The following is a 22,449-nucleotide window of genomic DNA, read 5'->3' on the forward strand; positions in this document are numbered from 1 at the left end:
ATTGCAACTCAGCTATTTCATCTGAGCTATTTAATTTGAAAGACAGCAAAACCATTTTCATCTAAAGACTGATACGTCATGTTTTTAGCCGCGGCTTCTTTTGCTTTTGGCGAGCTTGTAAACAAGACTTTTGCTTTGCCAAACTCGGTAAACGACCAATTGCCGTCAGCCGCTGGATTTATGGTTGTCTGGCTCAGTAGGTAATTTGCTACCACATCACGGTTCTTATCTGGAGCATCAATCACGATGGTTTCGCCATTAAGGTTAGGGAAATGACCGCCGCCGCCAGCGCGATAGTTATTGGTTGCTACCAAAAACTCATCTTTCATTCTTAATGGTTCGCCGTTAAACATCGCCTTGGTAATACGATGCGCGTCTTTATTCACCACTTCCCCATCTCCGTTGTAGCGAGCAGGCTGGGTGACATCGATCTTGTAAGAAATACCATCAATCACATCGAAGTTATAGGTTGGGAAAGACGCATTCACCAACTGTTGAGGCTCAGTTACATTAGGGTCGATCTGATTAAACTGCCCAGCAGCCGCTTCTAACCATTCCACCACTTGCGCACCAGTCAACTTCACCACTTTTAAATCGTTCGGATAAATGTACAAATCACTGACGTTTTTCAGGGCGATATCGCCTTTTGGCACATCCGTGTAATAGTCTGGACCACCGCGACCACCAGCTTTAAATGGCGCTGCGGCAGACAATATCGGAAAACCTTCATAAGACGTACCACGAACAATGTTTTCCACATACCAAATCTGCGCATTGTTCACGATCTGAATGGATGGATCATCCTGCACGAGTGCAAAGAAGCTATTAATGTCTGCAGTGGATTCACCCACTTTGCGACGCATATAAGCCAAAGTACCTTCGTGTTCGGTTTTCACAGCGTCATTAATGCTCGCATCGGCTTCAACCAAAGCTACAGTAGTTCGGCCTTCACGGCGAGAGATGGCACGCACTTCGGCCTTGCCATCGGCAACTTTCCAACCATTACCCGCTGGCTCTAGTTTTAAATCAATCACCCCAAGGTGAGATCCCCAGAACCCAGGCATAGTGGCAGGCTTACCAAACACCGTGCCTTTTTCGCCATCCACACCTTCAAAAGCGTCTAATGCTTTGTCGCCAGGAAAAATGCGATGAGAGTGACCAAATAAAATCGCATCAATGCCGTCTACTTTTGCAAGATGATAAGACGCGTTTTCTTCGCCTTTCATGTAAGGCGAGTTCATCATGCCACTGTGTGGAATCGCAATAATCACATCCGCGCCTTTGGCTTTCATTTCAGGCACGTATTTATTAGCGGTTTCGATAATGTCTTTGGCAATAACTTTATGGGTTAAATTGTCTTTATCCCAGGTCATAATTTGCGGTGGTACAAAACCAATGTAACCGATTTTGACCGTTTGTTTTTTGCCGTCAGAATCGACGAAGGTTTTGTCTTTGATGATATAAGGTTGGAAGTAAGGCTGATCGTTAGACGCATCGTTATCGCCATCGTCCACATAGACATTCGAGTTAACGTAAGGGAAATTAGCGCCACTTAAACTCTTCATTAAAAAGTCTAAGCCATAGTTAAATTCGTGGTTACCGATATTACCCACATCGTAATCCAACAAATTCATCGCTTTAAACGCAGGATGCGTCTCACCAAAGCGCAGCACTCGACCTTTGGCAACATAATCGCCCAACGGCGTGCCCTGTAATAAGTCACCGTTATCTACCAACACAGAGTTCGTTACTTCCCCACGCGCCGCCTTGATCAAAGTCGCCACACGAGACAAACCCACCGCATCACTTTGCTTATCGCCGTAGTAATCGTAATCCACCAAATTCATGTGAATATCCGTAGTTTCCATGACCCGCAAGTCAATAGTAGAAGCCTGCGCCATCGCAGCAAACAACAAAGAAGAGGCGAAAATCGACGCACCCTTAGGAACAAAAAACGTCATGAAAATACTCCATTCATACAATCATCTGCGTATCAAAATACTAACCAAAAAGTCAGTTTTCATATTAAGACGATTTTATGCGAAGTTCATGCCTTTTTTGTGACAGTTGTTTATCGATTTTGTGTGTATAAGAAGATCAAATACGTCGGATTACGGTCGTGCCTCCCTCATCCGACCTACAAGGCTTAATGTATCCATACAATGAGAACCAAACGGCGTTTTGATGAGGTAGGCGTACTTTCCTTAAGTTAGGGAGTGAAGAGAAACGCCGTTTGATTCGAGTCTTGTGAGGACGTGAGATGTCGGCATGAAGGCGTGACTTACATCAACACGTCGGATTACGGTCGTGCCTCTCTCATCCGACCTACAAGGCTTAATGCATTCATACAATGAGACCCAAAACGGCGTTTTGATGAGGTAGGCGTTAGTTTCGAAGAGAAACGCCGTTTGGTTTGAGTCATGTGAAAAGACAAAGTGCTACCGCTTAAACCATCGCCAAACAAAGAGGACTTTAATCAAAGCAGCGGCCACGTAGGTCATGGCACAGGCGGTTAAGATGCGTTTCACTTTGGGTAGGTCTTCCTGTGGGATGTAGTTGCCTTCTCTCAATATGGGTAGTGCTTTGTTGAAGCTGGCGTCCCATTCTTCCGGCAGTATCGCCAGTTGCACGATAACCGCTAATAACCCAGATAGGCCAACCACCAGCGCGTGTAAAGGCACAGCATAGGGAATATGCAACAACAGGCTCAGCGCTGGCCAGCCGACTAATAAACCTGCGGTAATCTTTCTCGCGCCATGAGCAAAAGGTAAATAACGTGAGCTTAAATGAGAGATCTTTTGTTTCTTTTCATGAGCAATGGCGTGTCCTACTTCATGAGCAGCCACGGCGACAGCAGTTAATGAGCGACCATTAAGTACACTCGGGCTAAGGCGAACCGCATGTTGTCCAAAGTCAAAATGGTCTTGGCCTTCTTGAGCCGCTTCTACTTTTACGCCATTCAGCTCAAAGCGTTTCACTAAGTGGGTCGCGAGTTCGCCACCTGTGCCCGCTAAATCGTCACGATCCGTGGCGTAGCGTTTTAAGGTAAATTTTACCCACGCGCTTGGCCCAACAAATAATAAAAGAGCAATGGCAATACCAATAATCCATAACATAACGTTGTCTTTCTACTATCCAAATTAACAAAAAATATCTGGCTCAACTTTGACCCTTTTTAGGTTCATCACATACACTGTAATAAATGCCTAAAGTATACGAGCTAGATATGAAAAATCCTTTAGTTGGTCCGATTCTCGCGATCCTAAAAAACCATCCAAATGGTATGAGTGAGTTTGACATACTAAAAGCGTTAAAAGATCAGCTACCAGAATTTAGCAAGCTCGCCGATGATGCGAATTTGCAGCTGTTTCGTCAGCACTTTCTTATCATGAATGCCTTATATCAGTTACAAAGCAGTCTTTGGCAAGAAGAAAACCTGATGTTAAACATCAGTGCACTTCGAATCCACCTACTTAGCGCATCAGAAATCCAATTGTCTGCCAGTACCAGTTTAAACGACAGCGTAGACGCAAAGTTAGCTGCTTACTATTTAGACTGGGAGGAGTACGAAAAAACCGATGAAGATGAAGTTTCTCGCCTTCTCAATAGCTTCTACAAAGGCATTAGTTTACCTGGTAACCGAGACTCTGCACTCAAAACCCTACAAATCGACAGCAGTAACCCAACCAAAGCAACGATAAAACAACAGTACCGCAAGCTGGCCCAAAAACATCATCCAGACAGAGGCGGCGACCAAGATGCGTTCATTGGACTCAGGCAAGCCTATGAATACCTAATGTTCTGATCTCTAAGGCGTTGGCAAAGTGTAAAACTCTTCTTCTATCGTTGCTTTCGATTCTATAAAAACTCAAGATGAACCTCGCTCTTTATTTGTGGTCAAAACTCGACCTTTTATTATTTTACCGATTCATTTTATAGAAACAGGGCTTATGATTTTTTCTTCTTTTTTACGACACCTTTTACCCTCTAAAACACACCGCCGCTTCCTAATCCGCCCACTTTGTCTCATTTCTTTTACTCTGCTTAGTAGTTGCAGCGTTAACGAAATCGACAACTCCAATGACTTTGAAAACAATGGCCGAGACACCGCGGCACTAAAGCGTGACACCTTATATTTAAAGGAAAGTCTTCCACCTGGCCTGCCAATGCCAGATGCCAGTTTCGAAAGTGGCTTACAGCAACAACTAAAGTACTTGAACCGTATTGGCGATAAAGATTTCGTACTTGAAAATACACAAACCAGTGTGGCGGATTTGAAAATCGTTGCACAAGAAATTGGTAAATGGCTACACAATCCCGCACAGCAACCGCAATTAATTGCTCACCAATTAGCAGGGCAAGATCAAAGAGGCAACGTACAAATAACTGGCTACTATGTGCCTATTTTGCCAGTCCGACACTTACCAGATGAAGTTTACCGCTATCCGCTTTACCGTAAACCAGCACAACGAAATGCCGACGGAAAATACCCGTCTCGTGAACAGATAGATTTTGAAAATGCACTGGCCGGACAAGGATTGGAAATCGCCTATACATCCAGTTTAGTCGACAATTTTTTCTTGCACGTACAAGGTTCCGGCGTGGTCGAGTATGAAAATGGCGAACGCAAACTCTTATCTTGGGGCGGCGTTAACGGACATCCTTATCGAAGCTTAGGAAAAGTGCTTATTGAAAAAGGCGAGATTGACCGAGCCAATATTTCGGCTCAAAGCATTCGCCAATGGCTAAGTGATCACCCAGATCGTAATCGTGAAATTCTATCTACCAACCCAAGTTATTTGTTTTTTAGCGAAGGCCCTCAAAATCCTGTTGGCGCAGCTAACGTACCATTAACACCTTTGTATTCTGCTGCAGTGGATCCAAAAGTCATTCCTCTTGGCTCTATTCTGTTGGCTCAAGTTCCTAAACTAGACGTTTATGGTAATTTAATCGGTCATGAGTTTCGTCTCTTGCTCGCCCAAGACAAAGGTGGCGCAATCAAAGGACCAGGGCATATCGATTGGTACCAAGGCGTAGGCGAGGAAGCGCACATTCATGCTGGTCAGTTAAAGCATTTTGGCAAGATTTGGTTATTGCTTCCAAAAAATCCAACACCTGAAAAGCTGATCGCACGCTAACCTTATTTCCAACAATGAAACGAAAACGCCGCGCTTTGATATTCAAAGCGCGGCGTTTCTTTGTTATCCAGCTCTTGATTTTATATTAGTTTGATCATCACATAAGGTCACTTAGCTTAAAGGACACGGGTAAGTTGATCCGTAACTCAGTTTCCGCCATTTCCTTTGAAAATTTAGGCAAAGGCGTAGAACGCTTTATCATATCCAATACCGCATTATCCAAACGTTTATGACCTGAACTCTCGGTGATCTTTACGTCTGATACAGAACCATCCGCGTGAGCAACAAAAGACAAGGAAACAACGCCCTCTTCATTGCGGCGACGGGATGCTCTTGGATAACGTTTATTCTGAGCAAATATCGATGTTAACTGTGTAAAATAGTTTGCCTTAGCGCCAGGATTACCGCCACTCGTTGCCGCGTTTGAGCTTCCTGTTGTTGCTTTTTGATTCGCCATTGATGGCGGTGCAACTTGTTTAGGAGCGGCTTTTACCACTGGCGCCGCTTTTTTCGGCTCTGGCTTGGGCTTGGGCTTTGGCTCAGGTTTCGATTTCGGTTTTGGCTCTGGTTTTGGCTCTGGTTTGGGTTTGGGCTCAGGCTTTTTAACTTCGATTGGTGATGTTTGCTTGATTTCAACAGGCTCTGGCTCTTTGATGATTTCTGGCTCAACAACTGGTTCTGGTTCAACCACAGGTTCAGGCTCAACCACAGGTTCTGGCTCAACCACAGGTTCTGGCTCAACCACAGGTTCTGGCTCAACCACAGGTTCTGGCTCAACCACAGGTTCTGGCTCAACCACAGGTTCTGGCTCAACCACAGGTTCTGGCTCAACCACAGGTTCTGGCTCAACCACAGGTTCTGGCTCAACCACAGGTTCTGGCTCAACCACAGGTTCTGGCTCAACCACAGGTTCTGGCTCAACCACAGGTTCTGGCTCAACCACAGGTTCTGGCTCAACCACAGGTTCTGGCTCAACCACAGGTTCTGGCTCAACCACAGGTTCTGGCTCAACCACAGGTTCTGGCTCAACCACAGGTTCTGGCTCAACCACAGGTTCTGGCTCAACCACAGGTTCTGGCTCAACCACAGGTTCTGGCTCAACCACAGGTTCTGGCTCAACCACAGGTTCTGGCTCAACCACAGGTTCTGGCTCAACCACAGGTTCTGGCTCAACCACAGGTTCTGGCTCAACCACAGGTTCTGGCTCAACCACAGGTTCTGGCTCAACCACAGGTTCTGGCTCAACCACAGGTTCTGGCTCAACCACAGGTTCTGGCTCAACCACAGGTTCTGGCTCAACCACAGGTTCTGGCTCAACCACAGGTTCTGGCTCAACCACAGGTTCTGGCTCAACCACAGGTTCTGGCTCAACCACAGGTTCTGGCTCGACTTCTGGTTCTACTTCTTCTTGAACCTCTTCAATCGGCTCTTCTACTGCTTCCTCAACCTCTTTTACTTCTTCTTGAGCAGCTGTATTTTGTGCCGCAGCACCAAGATCACCAACCATTCCCAAATCGAATTCAATACCTTGACTACCAGCAGCCTGACTACCTGCTGTAGGGGAATAAAATACAGCATAGAAAGCGCCAGCGTGAACAGAGAGAGCCAGACCACCAGCAATAATCCAATGACGCTTGGAAATCATTTATTCCCTCGCTCAAGCTGTGTCGCCAAACTTACTTTTGTAAGACCCGCTAAACGCACCTGATTAAATATCGGTCGTAGCTTTTCTAGAGAAATAGCACCATCGGCTTTGATTTGTACCCAAAAGCCCTCTTTATCTGAAGCAGAAGCAAACTGCTGCTCTAGATAGGCTTGAACATCATCGATGGCAAACAGCTTGTCATCAACATAAAGACTATCATCGGCGCCCAATACAATTTCAATATTGGGATCTGTAACAGCGCGGTTATCATTAATAGATTGTGGAGGCATTACAGGAATAGGATCTGCTTTTTGAATTTGCCCCGCCACCATAAAAAACACCAACATCAGAAACACCACGTTAATCAGTGGCACCATGTTGTCGTCGCTGCTGGCGTTTCTCGCGGCGTATTTTTGACCTATTTTCATTTTGTCTCCGGCGGCATCGCAAAAGCATTCGCAATAGACACGGTTTTTGCGCCATTGAGTTTTAAGCGATCAGCAAGATGCATCAAGGTCTGTAAGGTCACTCCGTCTTCTGCTTTGATGATAAAAACACCCTCGTTATGATCTGTGACGAGTGTTTGAAAACGGGACTGATCGGAGAAACTAACTGCTTTTCCATCAACCCAAACCTGATCATCATTTTGCTTCAATGTCAGGATAAGGTTGTCTTTTTCTTGAGGCGGCGTTTGAACATCGGATGCCACAGATAACGGTGTATCAACGATGCGCCAAGGCACAAAACTTGAGGTCAACATAAAAAACAACAGCAAGATAAACACCACATCGATTAGTGGTGTTAGGCTAATTGCGTTTTTACGTTTGGGCTGAGAAAGGTTAAGCGGCATGCAACATCTCTTGGTTGGCCTTTTCGACTAGATGCTTAGCCTGCTTGCTAGTAAAAACCTGAGTAACAGCATCATTCATGTTGTGTGCAATACGTTCTACTTTTCGCTCTAACCAGCTTTGCAGTGTGACGACGGGAATCGCTACTGCCAAACCCACTGCGGTGGTTAACAGCGCCTGCCAAATACCACCAGATAATACGGAAGGATCAACTTGGTTTCCCGCACCTTCCATTTGCTGGAAAGCGGTGATCATACCCAATACGGTACCTAGCAGACCTAACAATGGGCTCAAGGTCGCAATAATTTCTAAAGGACGTAGAAAAGAGCGAAGTTGATTTAGCTGATTCATCGCTCGGCGCTCTACTTCCTCACGAATCAAATCGGCACTGGTATTCGCGGCTAACAAAGCGCGCATGGTATAACCTACTAAAGCATCGATAGGACGTTTTTCATCTAACTGCTCAAGCGCTTTTTCACCATTTTCGTCACTACGCCATTCATCTAAGGCTAAATTACTGGTTTTTAAGCTCTCCGCGCGAAGTGAAGAAAACTGCCACAGTTTTAACAAAACAATTGTCAAAGCAACGACAGAAAATACCATCAGTATCCATACCACAGGTCCACCGACCTGCAAAAAGTCGACTATTTTCTGCTGTACTGAATCTTCCACGACACTCTCCAAAGAATAAAAAACATTAAACAAATGGTAGTCATTCTCAACCGCATTTTCAATAAGTAATTACTCAAATAAAAAGATATACAGGGCAGAAATGCACAGTAACTGTAAAGGCTAACAAGAAAAGCTGCATAACCATGTCAAACTCAACAAGATCATGCAGTTTTATAGAAGAAAGAAAATAAGCGGCTTACAACCAGCCGCGGTGTTTAAAATACCAATAAGGTGCAAATGCTGAAAACACCATCAAGCCTAACGCTGCCGGATAGCCGTAATCAAAGCCCAATTCAGGCATGATTTTAAAGTTCATCCCGTAAATACTGGCAACCAAAGTTGGCGGTAAAAACACCACCGAAGCGATAGAGAAAATCTTGATGATTTTATTCTGTTCGATGTTAATAAAACCCTGTGTCGAATCCATCAAGAAGTTGATTTTATCGAACAAGAAAGTCGTATGAGACATCAAGGTTTCCACGTCACGCATGACCTCACGAAGAGTTTCTGAATAGTCTTGTCGATTAGGTAAGTGACGCAGCAGAAAAGAAATATTGCGTTGCGTATCCATCAGACAAAGACGAATTTTGCCGTTACTGTCTTCTAAGCGCGCCAATTTTTCAATAATCGTATCCAGCTCTGTCTCGTCGTCTTCGAGTACAAGATGGCTCACACCTTCCAACTGACGATGATAATCTTCTAGCGTATCCGCGTGGTTCTCGACTTTATTTTCAAGTAAAGTCACCAACAAATGAGCGGCTGAATCCACCACAATGTGACCTCGTCGCGCACGCATACGCAACAACCTAAAATCAGCTAATTCTGTTTCACGAATGGTGATCAGCCTGCCTTGCTGCAAGATACAAGCAACGGTTGACGTTTTATGGCGCCCTTCCGTTTGATTTAAAAACAATGAGTGAACATGAATGCCTGCTTGGTCAACGAAGCAACGAGCGGACGCTTCAATCTCTTCGACATCATCGGATTCGGGAAGGTCTGTTCTCAATAACGCCTTAAGCTGTAATCGCTCGTCGTCATCGGGTTCTGCGGCGTCAATCCAGTTCGCCTCTTTTTGAAGGGTGGCAAAATTCTCATCTTCTTTGGAAATTTCTTGAATCAATCCATTGCGGATTTTAAAAAATCTTAACATGCTACTTCCTCGATATGCTCGGCACCTTATTTCAGCCTAATCACGTAATTTGGCACGGCTCGCAACCTATAGAATAAACACTGGAGATGTGTGTTTTATGACGTTGAAATAGGTTTGTATGGTTGCAAGAGCACTTATTGTATCTCACGCAGGAAAGAAACAGCAGGACAAAAAAAGAGGCAATACAGTGTGAACTGAATTACCCCCAAAAAGACCTTTTCCCTGGGAGGAGATGGTCCACTTCTTATCGAGTTGGATAAGAAACTTTAAATTTCATTGCTAAAACCAAAAAAATCAATGCGCTAAAATTTGATCCAAGAAAACTTTGGCCCGCTCTGTTTTTGGCTTCACGAAAAATTCTTCTGGCGGTGATATCTCAATTACACTGCCCGCTTCCATAAAGACAATTCGATCCGCGAATTCTTTGGCAAAACCCATTTCGTGAGTTACACAAATCATTGTCATGCCGTCTTTTGACAATGAGCGCATAATTTCCAGCACTTCAGAAATCATTTCAGGATCAAGTGCTGAGGTTGGTTCATCAAATAACATAATGTCAGGAGACATCGTTAGCGCTCTGGCGATGGCAACACGCTGCTGCTGACCACCAGACAGTTGACCTGGATACTTCTGCTCTTGATCACCGATTTTCACTTTATCAAGCAAATCACGCGCGACTTCATTCGCCTGTGCCACTGACATACCCAACACATGACGTAAACCAAAAGTACAGTTATCTAGCACCGTCATATGGGGGAAAAGATTAAAGTGCTGAAACACCATCCCCGTATGACGACGAATTTTCTCAATGTCTTTAACATTGTCACGGATGGTGATATCGCAAATAGTGATATCTCCTTCGTCGTGTTGCTCTAAATTATTAAGGCAACGAATCAAGGTGGATTTCCCTGAACCAGAAGGTCCACAAATTACGATGGTTTCGCCTTTGGCTACCGCTAAATCGATATCGCGCAGCGCATGATATTTACCGTACCATTTATTAACTTGATCCAGCTTTACTACTGTTTGTTCAGACATAATGCATTCCAATTAATGTTTTGTGCGTTTGATACGCCGCTCTAGATGCGCGCCGTACTGTGCAATAGAAAAACAAGCGATAAAGAAAAACGCCGAAATAACGATTGGACCTTCTGCATGAAGACCAAGCCATTCCGCGTTGTGAAAAGTCGCATTAATTGCGCCCATCACTTCTAATAAACCAAGAATCATCACCAAGGTAGTTTCTTTAAATAAACCAATAAAGTTGGTAATTAACGCAGGAACTGAGTTACGTAATGCTTGCGGCATAACCACATACGCCATAGTTTTCCAGTAGCCACAGCCCATCGCATAAGAGGCTTCAATTTGGCCTTTTGGCACAGCTTGGATCGCACCTCGAATGATCTCTGCTTTGTACACAGCCGAAACGAAAATCAGCACGAACAAGACTCGGAACAATACGTCGATAGATACGCCACTTGGCAAGAAAAGCTGCAACACTAAAGACGCCATGAACAAGAAGGTAATCACAGGTACAGAACGAATAATCTCGATGTAGCCGATGCAAGCCCAACGCAAGATAGGCAACTGTGAACGCCGGCCCAATGCTAAAAGAATGGCCACAGGCAATGATAAACACATGGCAATAATGCCCAAGAAGAAAGTCAGCGTCAGGCCACCCAACGCACTAGTTGAAATGTCTTCAAAGATAAAGCCACCTTTAAGCAACAACCAAAGCACTACAGGCAAAACGAGGATATAAACCACGATCCATTTTTGCGGGATTCGTTGACTAAACAATAAAGGAAAGACAAAAAGCCCAACAGCAAACGCCGAATTCACTCGCCATTGCTCTGATTCAGGAAAAGGCCCATAGATGTAATAATCCATGTATTGTCGGATCGGAATCCAACACGCAGCGCCCGGAGCACAATCCGCACGGCTTGTTCCACTAAAGGTGGCAGAGAAAAACAGCCAATCTAAAGCTTTTGGCAACAGTAAACACAAGAGTGCAATAATGGCCAAAGTGACTAAACTGTCTAGCCAAGTGTTGAAAAGGTTACGTTTTATCCACACAACAACTCGGCTAAAACTTAAAGGAGTCGATTTTTTTGCTCTCGCTTCAATCGGCTTACCGGTTATTTTTTCGATGCTCGCTTGATGATTCATCTTATCGCCCTTTCAACTGCATAGCTTTGTTGAAACGTCCCATAATGGCCGCCAGTATCAGATTCAAAATCCCATAACTCACCATCACGATCACGATGCACTCAATGGCTTGGCCTGTAATATTTAAACTACTCCCACCCATGGTGCCCATAATGTCCATAAAGCCAACCACCGAACCCAATGCAGCGGCTTTTAGTACGTTGATATAAATAGACGTCATTGGCGGAATAATAGAATGTAGAGCTTGCGGAATAATCACTTTATTCATCACAATATTAGACCTGACACCAAGCGCTAAACCGGCTTCCATTTGCCCTTTTGAAATAGCCAAAATACTGCCTCGAATGACTTCTGAACCATGTGCCGCCGAGTAAGTACTTACTGCAATGATAAGCATGATAAATTCTGGAGGAAGCGTCCAACCGTGTTTAAAATTAAAGCCAACTAATTTAGGTGCGGTAAAGCTAATAACAGGCGTAAATACAAGGCTCGCCAACACCGCCAAAACGATTGTCATGAGCAGTACAGAGATAATACGTCGCCCTGTTGTAGAGACTCTTTTGTTGACCAAAAAGCACAATACAATCCATAACGCAGCAAACACTAAAGACGCCAACAAACCGTAATTCCATTCCACGCTAGGAATGGATAAACCACGATTTGAAAGAAACGACACATCACCAAAATTAAACGCCTGACGCACACTTGGCAGCATCAGCGACAAGGTATACCAAACTGAAATATGCACCAAAATAGGTACGTTACGAACATATTCAACAAGGCAAAGAGATACTTTAGACAATAAAAAATTCTGCGACAAACGCATAACAGCCAAACACAAAGCCATTACAGTCGTTAATAAGATAGCTACAACGGCAAACGCAATCGTATTGACCATACCGGCTGCCCACGCCATTAAATGCGTAGAGGTTTTTGGATCGTAGTGAATCAAGCTATAGCTAATATCATAGCCTGCTCGCTGAAAAAGAAAGTCAAAGCCGCTAGTCAAACCCGCATCGCGCATATTGGTCGCAGCATTTAGGACAAGATAAGTAATCCCAAAACAAATGACTGCAAAAAATACGAGCTGTATCAGAGTGTCTCGAACTTTTCGGTTATATAAAAAAGAATGCATAAACAACTGCCATAGATGGTGCTTACAAGTGGAGCTTTCAAACGCTAATGACAATGAAAAGCCAGCTTACCTAAGGGTAAACTGGCTCAAATTATGATTAACGGAACGGGTAGGCGTATAACAGACCGCCTTTGGTATAAAGGTTATTTAAGCCGCGATCAAACTTAAGCGCGGAATCCTTACCTAAGTTACGGTCAAAGATTTCGCCGTAGTTACCTACTGCTTTAATGGCGTTGTAAGCCCATTTATCATCCAAGCCAAAGTTCTTACCTAAACTACCTTCAGTGCCAAGTAAGCGCATAACATCAGGTTTTGTGCTTTTTAGTTTTTCATCGACATTACTTTGAGTAATGCCCTGCTCTTCTGCTTCAATCAATGCCATTGCCGTCCAAGTGACAACTTGACGCCATTCATCATTGCCTTGTTTGACATAAGCACCAAGTGGTTCTTTAGAAATACGCTCAGGTAAAATAACGTTTGCTGATGGATCCGGCATACCTTGGCGATCTGCTGCCAGTGCTGAAGCATCATTGGTCACTGCATCACAACGATTCGCTAGATAAGCAGCGGTAGATTCTGCGCTACCCTCTACGATGAGTGCTTTATAACTTAAACCACGCGACTCAAAGTAGTCGTTAATGTTTTTCTCGCTCGTCGTACCTGGGTAAGTACAAATAGTCGCGCCGTCTAATTCTTCAATCGAGTTCACACCCAGTTCTTTTTTAACCATCAAAGCTTGGCCGTCATAGAACCAAGGTGTCGTGACATCAACACCATTCAAGCCATCACGCGTTGCGGTGAAAGTGGTAGAACGCGCCAACATATCAATTTCGTCTGTCACTAAAGCCGTCAAACGGTTACGCGAGTTCATTGTAATGAACTCAACTTTAGAGGCATCGCCAAATACAGCCGCAGCAACAGCCTTACAAAGCTCAACATCCAACCCAGTCCAATTACCTTTTGTATCAGGCGTTGAAAAACCCGCTTTACCAGGATGGATACCGCACTTCATAACACCACGTGCTTTTACTTCTTCTAGCTTGTCCGCTGCGTAAACAGAAGCACTAGCGGATAAAACCCCAGCACCAATGATCGCAGTCGCAATTAGTTTTTTCATTGTTGTAATCCTATATTGAGTTCCGATGTGACAAACAAAGAATACTTTGGATACATATTAAGAGTCAATAATGAATAAATGGATACATAAATTCAAGTTAATTACAGAATTTAGAACATACATAATTCAAAATAAGATAAGGCTAAGTCCAAATAAGGAGCATAGGTACAAGAAATTTGGTAGACGAATAACAATGCCTTCCTAAAGAAAATCCCTAAGAAGACTATTGAAAAGGCCATTGAGAAAATACATGCAGTTGATACTGGAAGGTTTAAAGTGAAGCGGTTTGACGACGTTTTAATTGCTGTGATTTTAACTGTTCGGCCAGTGCATAAGCACTCATCATGATATGGCTTTCCAGCGCGTAACAAGCGCCTTCTATGTCTTGCCGTTCACACCGATCTATCAATTCATCGTGTTCACGCAATGAGCGCGGCGTATTACGGTGACTCAAAATAAAAGACTTTAAGCGCGCATAATGGCGATGATGTAGGTCTTTGATCACATTTTGCATCAAAGGACGATTGGCAGGTTTATATAAGACTTCATGGAACAGATAGTTCAATGGCGTCCACTCTTCAGGTGCGCATTTTTTCAGACTTTCATTGATTTCACGGGCTTTTGCAATATCTTCAGTGCCCATTAAAGGAATCGATAATTCTAGCAATTTTACTTCAATTAAAGCTCTAAGCTCACATTTTTCAAGGAAACTTTCCGGGGAAATTGTTGTAACCGTTGCCCTGCCTGTGTCACGAATCTCAACCAGCTCTTCTCCTGCTAGTATCTGCAAAGCTTCGCGCACTGGCGTGCGGCTAACTTGATAAGTGCTGGCAATATCCACTTGCGAAAGTGCCATTCCTTCAGGATAAGTACCATCCAAGATCTTAGCTCGTATGTCTTCCGTAACCGACAGTACTGCTTTTTGTTTGTTATTTTCGCTCATGAAAGCCTATCTAATTGAGATTAATGAAGTTTCTGAATAAAACCGCATAAAATATGAACAAGATTTTAACATAGAGTCGTTATATCTGCGACTGTAGACAAGAGAAATACAGACGATTGCAACTTGATTAATGTACCCATTTGATATAAAAATACCAACAAAATGTATCCATTATGGTTTTATATATGTTCACTCTCGTCAAAAATGCAAATGTGTATGCACCTGAGGCACTTGGTATCAAAGATATTTTGATCGCTGCGGGCAAAATTTTAAAGATAGAAAGCAAGATTGATATCACAGGCATCGCTGATATCGATATTATTGATGCACAAGAACAAACACTCATCCCTGGTTTTGTCGATGGTCATGTACACTTAATCGGTGGCGGTGGCGAAGGCGGCTATCACACTCGTACGCCCGAAGTGCTACTCAGTCATTTAACACGAGCAGGCATTACCACGGTTGTTGGTTTATTAGGAACTGACAGTGCAACGCGCCACAATGAAAGCCTGTACGCTAAAACAAAAGCCCTGACTACCGAAGGTGTAAGCGCCTATATGTTTACTGGCGGCTACAAGGTTCCAACCGAAACAATTACTCAATCAATTCAGCGAGATATTGTTTTTATCGACAGAGTCATTGGCTTAAAAACCGCCCTTTCCGACCATCGATCTTCACAACCAACAATCGAAGAACTATCTCGCATGGCTTCAGAAGCCCGTGTTGCGGGTCTTATTTCTGGAAAGTGTGGTCGCGTGGTCGTACATCTTGGCAATTCCCAGAAAGGCTTTGGCCCGCTGTTTGAGGTAGTAGAACAATCTGACATTCCAGTTTCTCAGTTCATCCCGACTCACGTCAATCGCACCGAATTACTGGCAGATCAAGGTATGGAATGGTTGAAGCAAGGTGGTTTTGTTGATTTGACCGCTGGCATCAACCCAGACAAAGGTGCGACAGGCAGCGTTAAAGCATCCACGTTCCTCACTCGCTGCAAAGCACAAAACATTGATACCAGCCGAGTTTGCATTAGCTCTGACGGTAATGGCTCTGTGCCGATATTCAATGAAAAACGCGAGCTGATTGGTCTAAAAGTAGCGGGATTTGGCTCTTTACTCTATCAGCTAAAAGAAATGATTCAGGTCGAAAATATGTCGATCACTGACGCGGTTATTCCTTTCACTCAAGCACCAGCTCAATGCCTAGGATTGGCAAATGACAAAGGAGAAATATCGTTAGGAAAGGACGCTGACTTTTTGATCCTTGATGAAAACCTCGACATACAACACACCTTTGCTAAAGGCGTTTGTCACGTAAAAGATGGCGTAACACAAATAAAAGGCACATTTGAGGACTAAACAAAAAACTCCTTGCTCTTTTTTTTTGAGAGCAAGGAGTCTCCTACTCCCCCTCAGCGCTGTTCTTTTTTGCAGCTGCTAACTGAGGAGCAGCAATCAACTCTTTGATCAGAGTAAACACATTACCTTTGCCAACTTCGGCCTCAAAGCTGTCTTGCATGATGCCAAGGTCTTTGCGTAAATCATGAGACAGCGCGCTGAGTTTTTTACGCGTCTTATAACGCTCAAAACAACTAGAAAAATGCTTAAGTAACGCAATAATGATCATACCAATCCCCTAATCAAATAAACTGTCTGAGTGAGCAATGATAGACGGCTTAATACCAGCCAAACAGACGCAGACAGATCATTAAAAAGGCACACAGAATTCAATACAGACAATCTGTATTGTCATTTTTCACACATTCTGTGTGTTTTACGGATTAACAATAAATCGATAGGCAACATAGAATAACAACAGCGCCATCACACGGTTAACCCACGCCATTACCTTGGGGTTCATCGCGGCTTTTTTAAGACATGAACCGGCTATTAAATACACGCTCGGCGCCCCGCAAGCCATGACAGCCAACCCAAATGACCATAGAGCGATTTGCCAACCATCTATGTGATCTCGAGGAAATTGCACCGTAACAATCGGTACAATCGCCACCAAAGCTTTAGGATTACAAAGTTGTAATATCAGCCCTGTTTTAAAGCTCACTGCTGTATTTTTTGCCTTTATCGTCGAGGATTGAAAACTCGCTTGCAGAATTTTCACACCAAGATAAGCGATATAAATGCCACCCAATATGGCGATAATCGATTGGTATTCTTGAGGGATAATTTCTCCCCCTAAATAGCCGATCAGTAAGAACAAGATCAACATGGCAAGCCCTACGCCCACACAATACAAAAAAGCACGCCACCCCTGACCGTTCACACCAGCAAAAAGCGCCAGCATATTCGCAGGGCCAGGACTGTACATGACACCGAAGGCGTAGATGAGTATTTCGAGCATAGGAATCCCTCAAATGGATATTTGATTAAAAGAAGTAATAGTAAAAAGAGTTAAATATAGAGCGAGTGTTGCTGCTAGGTACGCAGCAAAGTACGCCTAAATTGATAAGGAGTGAGCCCAAACATGGGCTTAAAGCGTCGGTTAAAGTAACTCAGATCCGTAAAGCCAAAGGTAAACGCCACGTCGGCCGGAGACATTCCTAGCTCAAGCGCTTCTTTGGCACGGTTCATTCGATAGTTTTGCCAGTATTGGTGAGGCGTCATACCAAAATAATCACGGAAGCAGCGCAATAAATGGTACTTCGACATATGCGCCAATTGGCTTAATTCATCAAGTGACACTTCTGCACCCACATGAGCATGTAAATACTCGCGCACTCGCTCAAAGACAGGATCTTTCAATCGCGGCTTAGCTTCTATTTGAATGCCTTTTTGACGTGCCAAATATTCAGCAAATTCAAACAAAGCAGAGGAATATTCCAGTGCAGATGTAGCCGAACTTTCTACTAAAGCAGCCAAGCGTAAAATGTGTGTTTTGAGTACCACATCCTGTTGCACAGGAAGCTCGATACGAAAGTCTTGTGCTCGGCGAACGCCAGCGCTTTCAAGCATAGGGCTTAATTGGTCAGGATGAACATAGAGCATTTTGTAGTGCAGCGGATCGTCAGCACCGGAATGACCGTCGTGAGCGTCTTCTGGATTAAACACAATCACATTGCCAGCGTAGCTTTTGTGATGTTCACCCAAGGCGAAGAAATCCTGGCGACCCGATAAAGTTACGCCGAAAGAAAACTCCTCATGGGCATGAGTGCCATAGGAAAAATCGCTCATAGAAGCTTCCAGCAACATGACTTCATCAAGCACAGCGCTTTTTGCAAACTGAAAACGATTTTCTACTGACATAACAACCTCCCGAAACTAGCCTAAACCATAGTAATAGACTAGCGAAGAAAGACGATAAAAGATTGGACGATATTGCGGTATTAGGCCTTCCTGAGCGTTTTCTCCACCTGCTCAAGCGCTCTTCGATACATGTACCAAGCACAAATACCGGCAAGTATATTGCCAATCAGGACACCGAAGAAAAGTCCTTTGAGTCCAGCGAGTTCCGAGCCAACCCACAAACAAGGTAAGAAGAAAGCAAACAAGCGCAATGCCGATATTGTTAGAGCTGTGTAGGATTTTCCTAAGGCGTTAGAGATAGACACCATCAACATACAGATGCCGAGTAGACCTAAGCTCACCGGCACTATCATCAGATGCCAATGCAAGATCGTCGAGACTTCTTCATCACTGGTCATCAAGTTCGCCAATACTCCCGAGATAAAGAAGGTTATCACCGCAATCACTAGCTGAAACGACAATACAAAACGACAGGCAAGACGCACCACATAGCGCACATCATCCAAACGACCTTCGCCTAGTAATCGTCCGACCATGGGTGGCATGGACATAGTCAACGCTAACACGGCGACAATAGAGAAAAATTCAAAACGTGAGCCCAGCGCCCAAGACGCCACCGCCGCCGTACCAAACCCAGCAATCAGCTTAGTCGCCAACATAGAAGAAACTGGCGGCAGTAGCTGGCTAACCATCGCAGGTCCCATAATATGACCGATAGACGTCAGACTTTTGCCGACATTGAGATCTTGCCAATCAAAGGTAATCCAGTGCTTACGAGCGACTTGCGGCGCAACAATCAAAGTACCTAAAGCAAATGCCACCGTAGTTGCCATCGCGGCGCCATTCAAACCAAGATCAAAGGTGAAGATAAAAATAGGATCCAGCACCAAGTTAAGCACGCTGGTCACAATCATCATGATACCTGGCAACATGGTATTACCATTAGATCGACAAATGCTGTAATAAAAATAGATCAACGCCCCGACCCAAGCGCTGAGTAACCAGTGAGGCCAGTAAGAGTCAATAACAGGATAAACAGAATCTGGCGCACTCAATAGCGCCAAAATAGGATGACGTAGCAGCCAAATAATCACACTAAAGAAAGCAATCCCTATGCTTCCCATCATGAGCACCAAACCGCCTAATTGCTTGGCATAACGAATATTCCCTGCCCCCAAAGCACGAGAAATAATGGCCGTCGTCGCAATGCCTAAGCCCACTTGCAAACCAATCACAATCATCTGGATGGGCAAGGTAAAACCCTGCGCCGCTAAAGGTAAAATACCCAATTGTCCGATAAAGGCACTGTCCACCAGCTGGAAACTCATCAACGACAAAATGCCAAACATCATCGGCCATGTCATGGAAAAAAGTTGCTTAGCTAAGGAATCAGATTGGGATATTTGGGATGACATAGAAATAGGTGTGCTCTTACTAAAAAACTGAGCTTATATTCTAACCTACTTTACGGACAACTGGATGGCACTCACCTTCACCAAATGCAGTATGCGATGAAAAGTCTCATTCTTCAGTATGACGTTGGCTGTAATTGTATCCATACCTCAGCATGACTAAGGCAAGCATAGAAAAAAGTGCAAAACTGCTGGCCAAAGGAATAACCGTAAAGTTATAGAACTGCCCAGCGATGGTCGCCAACACGATGGCAATCAAGCTTGATAAAGACGAAATCAGTGATGCTCCAAGCCCAGCCACTGCCCCCAATGGCTCCATTGCCATGGCGTTCACATTGCCGAATACCATGCCGAGGCAAGAAAACATCACCATACCCAGCACCATGAAAAAAACAAAAGGCGGTACGCCAGCGAAAAATACCGCCACGACCAAAAGAACAAACGCTGTCGAACACATCACACTTAACGCGCCAACCACACAGCGTAGCATACCAACTCGCAGGACAATTTTGCCGTTTGAAAAATTGATAATAGAAGACCCTATCGCCAGCATGCCAAAAAACAAAGGAAAACGGTCGCCCGTATTATAGACATCCTGAAAAATAGACTGTGCCGTACTTATGTACAGCATCAAGGCACCAAAAATACAACCTAACAAAATGGTAAACGCCATCACATCTCGGCGGCTCAATATAAAACGTACATCCTTCATTAAACGCTTTCTATTCAATGGGACACGGTTGTCTTTTGATAATGTTTCAGGTTGACGTAACAAGAGCCAGCCACCAGCAACAGCGGCTTGTATCATTAATAACGCAAAAATCCAGCGCCAATCGGCCACTTTAATAACCAACTGCCCCAATGAAGGCGCAAGCATGGGGACAAGAATAAATACCATCATCACAAAGGACATAATGCGTGCCATAGCCGCGCCCTTGTACAAATCTCGAATCAAGGCGCGAGACGCAATTTTTGGCCCTGCAACACCAAATCCTTGGATAATACGCCCCAGTAAAAACACCTCGATGGACGACGCCAATAGCGCAATTATAGAGCCTACAATATAAATACTGATGCCAATTAAAATACTTTTTTTACGACCTATCGCGTCCGACAACGGACCAAAAACGATCTCACCAAACACCATACCCAGAATCATTGCCGAAACAATCCACTGAGTTTTTTGGTAATCCACAATCGCCAATGACTCAGCAATATTGGGAAACGCTGGCAACATGGCGTCCATGCTCAACGCTGTCAGCGACATCATTAAGGCAAACAACGCCACCAATTCTTTTTCAGCCAAGCGTTTTACTGACGATTCAATAGGTTGTGATGAATGAAAAAGCGACATCCCTTTCCTTAATGACGAATAAAATGGATCAATAGTTTACTCGCCTATTCAAGTATCTCGCAATTAATTAGATGGGGCTCTTGCCAATAATTCCAGCACCGCAGCTTTTACGTCATGAATTAACTCGGCTTCGTCCACGCCAAGTACTTGGCCGTTTTCAACCACTCGCTTACCGTTTACAAAGCTGTGTTTAATCAGCGCCGGTTCACCACATAAGATTGGCGCTTCTAACGGACTGTGTACACCAGAAAAGCGTGGTGCATCAAGGGAATACAAGACTAAATCCGCAGCAAAGCCTTCTGCTATTTTTCCCGTTTTTAGACCCAAAAGCTCGGCTCCGTTTTGGGTTCCCCATTTAAGCACTTGCGCCACATTCGTGGCAGCTGGGCCGCCTTGAGTACGATGCAACAACCAAGCTAGATTCAACTCTTGCAGCATAGAAGCATTCTCACTGGATGCCGATCCATCAACACCAAGGGTAATAGGAATGCCGGCTTTTTCCATTGCAAGAACCGGTGCAATGCCGCTGCCTAGTCGACAATTTGACGTTGGACAATGGGCGATTCGAGTCTTGGTCTGCGCCAATAATTCAATCGCATGAGCATCCGCTTGTACCAAGTGAGCAAACCACACATCGTCGCCTAACCAATCACAATGGGCGGCGTAATCAATGGCGCTCATACCAAAGTTTTGTTGCGCCATTTGCTCATCAAAAGACACTTCCAATAAATGTGAGTGGCGCAGCAGGTTTCGCTCTTTTGCCCACTGAGCATAAAGACGTAGGTCTTCTGCTGGCGATGTGTGAACCAAACTGGTCGGCGCGACGACCAAGCGTCGCATGCTGAATGGGCTGGCATCATGGTAGCGTTTGTAGGAAGCATCAAGACGATCTAATGACAGTTCCAATGATTCAGGAACAATGCCGCTGTCTTTCATGCCTTTATGACTGCCTTGCACCGTTGCGCCACCACGGCATAAAACTAAGCGAATACCTAAATCTTCAGCAGCTCGCCAAACAGCGTCTTCCAATTCTGGTGATGTGCTCGCATGGTACAAATAATGATGATCTGCACAGGTCGTCACACCAGAACGCAATTGCTCGTACAGACCTAATTTCGCTGCAACATACATTAAATCTGGCGTAATTTGCGGCCAAAATCGATACGGCACGCTTGCCAGCCATTCCCCTAAACCTTGGTTCAAACCAGCAGGAACGCCTTTTAGTATCGATTGAGCAAGATGATGGTGAGTATTCACAAACCCTGGGTAAACCACACAGTGAGACGCGTCTATTAACTCGTCATCAGGCTCGCGATTTAGCGTCGGAGCAATGGCGGCAATCACGCCATCTTTAATACGAATATCTTGAGGAAGCTCATAACCTGCAACGGCTTTGGCTTGGCGGATTAAATACTGGGGCATAACACTCTCCTTTTTAGGAAAGAGCAATGTCCAGGCCAAAAGGCTTAACCGCTTCTACTCTTTAATTCACATACAATTTAACTAGACCAAGCAAACCTTGTACCAGTCTATGCAACGGCAATGAGCACACAGCAAGCACCAACCATTCATCATATTTCACATGCTATTAATCATATTTATGGTGCGA

21 protein-coding genes are annotated in these 22,449 nt (G+C 44.4%); 3 read left to right on the top strand and 18 right to left on the bottom strand.

What is annotated here, in order from left to right:
- Window positions 1-26: 26 nt before the first annotated feature.
- Both KPL72_RS13555 and KPL72_RS13560 read right to left on the bottom strand, forming a co-directional pair.
- Window positions 27-1,961, bottom strand: a complete 1,935-nt coding sequence (locus tag KPL72_RS13555) for a bifunctional 2',3'-cyclic-nucleotide 2'-phosphodiesterase/3'-nucleotidase (protein ID WP_219703284.1) — start codon at window positions 1,959-1,961, stop codon at window positions 27-29.
- Between the two features lie 477 nt (window positions 1,962-2,438).
- Window positions 2,439-3,116 (bottom strand): zinc metallopeptidase, encoded by a 678-nt coding sequence (locus KPL72_RS13560; protein ID WP_219703285.1) that lies wholly within the window; start codon window positions 3,114-3,116, stop codon window positions 2,439-2,441.
- 110 nt (window positions 3,117-3,226) lie between these two features.
- Between KPL72_RS13560 and KPL72_RS13565 the strand changes: the two genes are divergently transcribed.
- Complete coding sequence (locus tag KPL72_RS13565) at window positions 3,227-3,805, top strand: DNA-J related domain-containing protein (RefSeq protein WP_100186712.1); 579 nt, start codon at window positions 3,227-3,229, stop codon at window positions 3,803-3,805.
- Window positions 3,806-3,950: 145 nt separating this feature from the next.
- On the top strand, window positions 3,951-5,138 hold the full coding sequence (gene mltA, locus KPL72_RS13570; protein ID WP_219703286.1) for a murein transglycosylase A: 1,188 nt from the start codon (window positions 3,951-3,953) through the stop codon (window positions 5,136-5,138).
- A 97-nt stretch (window positions 5,139-5,235) separates the two neighbouring features.
- On the opposite strand, the gene KPL72_RS21265 is transcribed toward mltA, so the two are convergent.
- The 10 genes from KPL72_RS21265 to KPL72_RS13625 all read right to left on the bottom strand — a co-directional run bounded on the left by KPL72_RS21265 (window position 5,236) and on the right by KPL72_RS13625 (window position 14,817).
- Window positions 5,236-6,783, bottom strand: a complete 1,548-nt coding sequence (locus KPL72_RS21265) for an energy transducer TonB (RefSeq protein WP_249422251.1) — start codon at window positions 6,781-6,783, stop codon at window positions 5,236-5,238.
- A complete protein-coding gene (locus KPL72_RS13585) occupies window positions 6,780-7,211 on the bottom strand; it encodes an ExbD/TolR family protein (RefSeq protein ID WP_212916778.1) in 432 nt (143 codons plus the stop codon). The genes KPL72_RS21265 and KPL72_RS13585 overlap by 4 nt, the downstream gene beginning before the upstream one ends.
- Window positions 7,208-7,633, bottom strand: coding sequence for an ExbD/TolR family protein (locus KPL72_RS13590; protein ID WP_212916779.1), 426 nt, complete (start codon window positions 7,631-7,633; stop codon window positions 7,208-7,210). The genes KPL72_RS13585 and KPL72_RS13590 overlap by 4 nt, the downstream gene beginning before the upstream one ends.
- Window positions 7,623-8,303 (bottom strand): MotA/TolQ/ExbB proton channel family protein, encoded by a 681-nt coding sequence (locus KPL72_RS13595; protein ID WP_212916780.1) that lies wholly within the window; start codon window positions 8,301-8,303, stop codon window positions 7,623-7,625. Before KPL72_RS13595 ends, KPL72_RS13590 begins: the two co-directional genes overlap by 11 nt.
- Before the next feature lie 196 nt (window positions 8,304-8,499).
- Window positions 8,500-9,453, bottom strand: coding sequence for a magnesium/cobalt transporter CorA (corA, locus tag KPL72_RS13600; protein WP_212916781.1), 954 nt, complete (start codon window positions 9,451-9,453; stop codon window positions 8,500-8,502).
- A gap of 294 nt (window positions 9,454-9,747) precedes the next feature.
- A complete protein-coding gene (locus KPL72_RS13605; protein WP_212916782.1) occupies window positions 9,748-10,491 on the bottom strand; it encodes an amino acid ABC transporter ATP-binding protein in 744 nt (247 codons plus the stop codon).
- A gap of 12 nt (window positions 10,492-10,503) precedes the next feature.
- Window positions 10,504-11,622 (bottom strand): amino acid ABC transporter permease, encoded by a 1,119-nt coding sequence (locus KPL72_RS13610; protein ID WP_219703287.1) that lies wholly within the window; start codon window positions 11,620-11,622, stop codon window positions 10,504-10,506.
- 1 nt (window position 11,623) lies between these two features.
- On the bottom strand, window positions 11,624-12,757 hold the full coding sequence (locus KPL72_RS13615; protein WP_219703288.1) for an amino acid ABC transporter permease: 1,134 nt from the start codon (window positions 12,755-12,757) through the stop codon (window positions 11,624-11,626).
- Window positions 12,758-12,854: 97 nt separating this feature from the next.
- Complete coding sequence (locus KPL72_RS13620; protein WP_012071755.1) at window positions 12,855-13,874, bottom strand: amino acid ABC transporter substrate-binding protein; 1,020 nt, start codon at window positions 13,872-13,874, stop codon at window positions 12,855-12,857.
- 271 nt (window positions 13,875-14,145) lie between these two features.
- Window positions 14,146-14,817: a GntR family transcriptional regulator gene (locus KPL72_RS13625; RefSeq protein WP_219703289.1), complete on the bottom strand. Its 672-nt coding sequence runs from the start codon at window positions 14,815-14,817 to the stop codon at window positions 14,146-14,148.
- Between the two features lie 185 nt (window positions 14,818-15,002).
- On the opposite strand from KPL72_RS13625, the gene iadA reads away from it, so the two are divergent.
- Window positions 15,003-16,172: a beta-aspartyl-peptidase gene (iadA, locus tag KPL72_RS13630; RefSeq protein WP_249422252.1), complete on the top strand. Its 1,170-nt coding sequence runs from the start codon at window positions 15,003-15,005 to the stop codon at window positions 16,170-16,172.
- A gap of 43 nt (window positions 16,173-16,215) precedes the next feature.
- Here the strand turns inward: iadA and KPL72_RS13635 are convergent, their stop codons facing one another.
- The 6 genes from KPL72_RS13635 to KPL72_RS13660 form a co-directional block, all read right to left on the bottom strand.
- A complete protein-coding gene (locus tag KPL72_RS13635; RefSeq protein WP_212916788.1) occupies window positions 16,216-16,440 on the bottom strand; it encodes a DUF1127 domain-containing protein in 225 nt (74 codons plus the stop codon).
- A 147-nt stretch (window positions 16,441-16,587) separates the two neighbouring features.
- Window positions 16,588-17,172 (bottom strand): LysE family translocator, encoded by a 585-nt coding sequence (locus tag KPL72_RS13640; RefSeq protein WP_219703291.1) that lies wholly within the window; start codon window positions 17,170-17,172, stop codon window positions 16,588-16,590.
- A gap of 74 nt (window positions 17,173-17,246) precedes the next feature.
- Window positions 17,247-18,074: an AraC family transcriptional regulator gene (locus tag KPL72_RS13645; RefSeq protein ID WP_219703292.1), complete on the bottom strand. Its 828-nt coding sequence runs from the start codon at window positions 18,072-18,074 to the stop codon at window positions 17,247-17,249.
- 80 nt (window positions 18,075-18,154) lie between these two features.
- Window positions 18,155-19,489, bottom strand: coding sequence for an MATE family efflux transporter (locus KPL72_RS13650; RefSeq protein ID WP_219703293.1), 1,335 nt, complete (start codon window positions 19,487-19,489; stop codon window positions 18,155-18,157).
- A gap of 106 nt (window positions 19,490-19,595) precedes the next feature.
- Window positions 19,596-20,840 (bottom strand): multidrug effflux MFS transporter, encoded by a 1,245-nt coding sequence (locus tag KPL72_RS13655; protein WP_219703294.1) that lies wholly within the window; start codon window positions 20,838-20,840, stop codon window positions 19,596-19,598.
- Window positions 20,841-20,903: 63 nt separating this feature from the next.
- Window positions 20,904-22,262 carry an amidohydrolase family protein gene (locus KPL72_RS13660; protein WP_219703295.1) on the bottom strand — a complete coding sequence of 453 codons (1,359 nt, stop codon included), beginning with the start codon at window positions 22,260-22,262 and terminating at the stop codon, window positions 20,904-20,906.
- Window positions 22,263-22,449 lie beyond the last annotated feature (187 nt).

The organism is Marinomonas lutimaris, from assembly GCF_019426345.1.
Lineage (GTDB): Bacteria > Pseudomonadota > Gammaproteobacteria > Pseudomonadales > Marinomonadaceae > Marinomonas > Marinomonas lutimaris.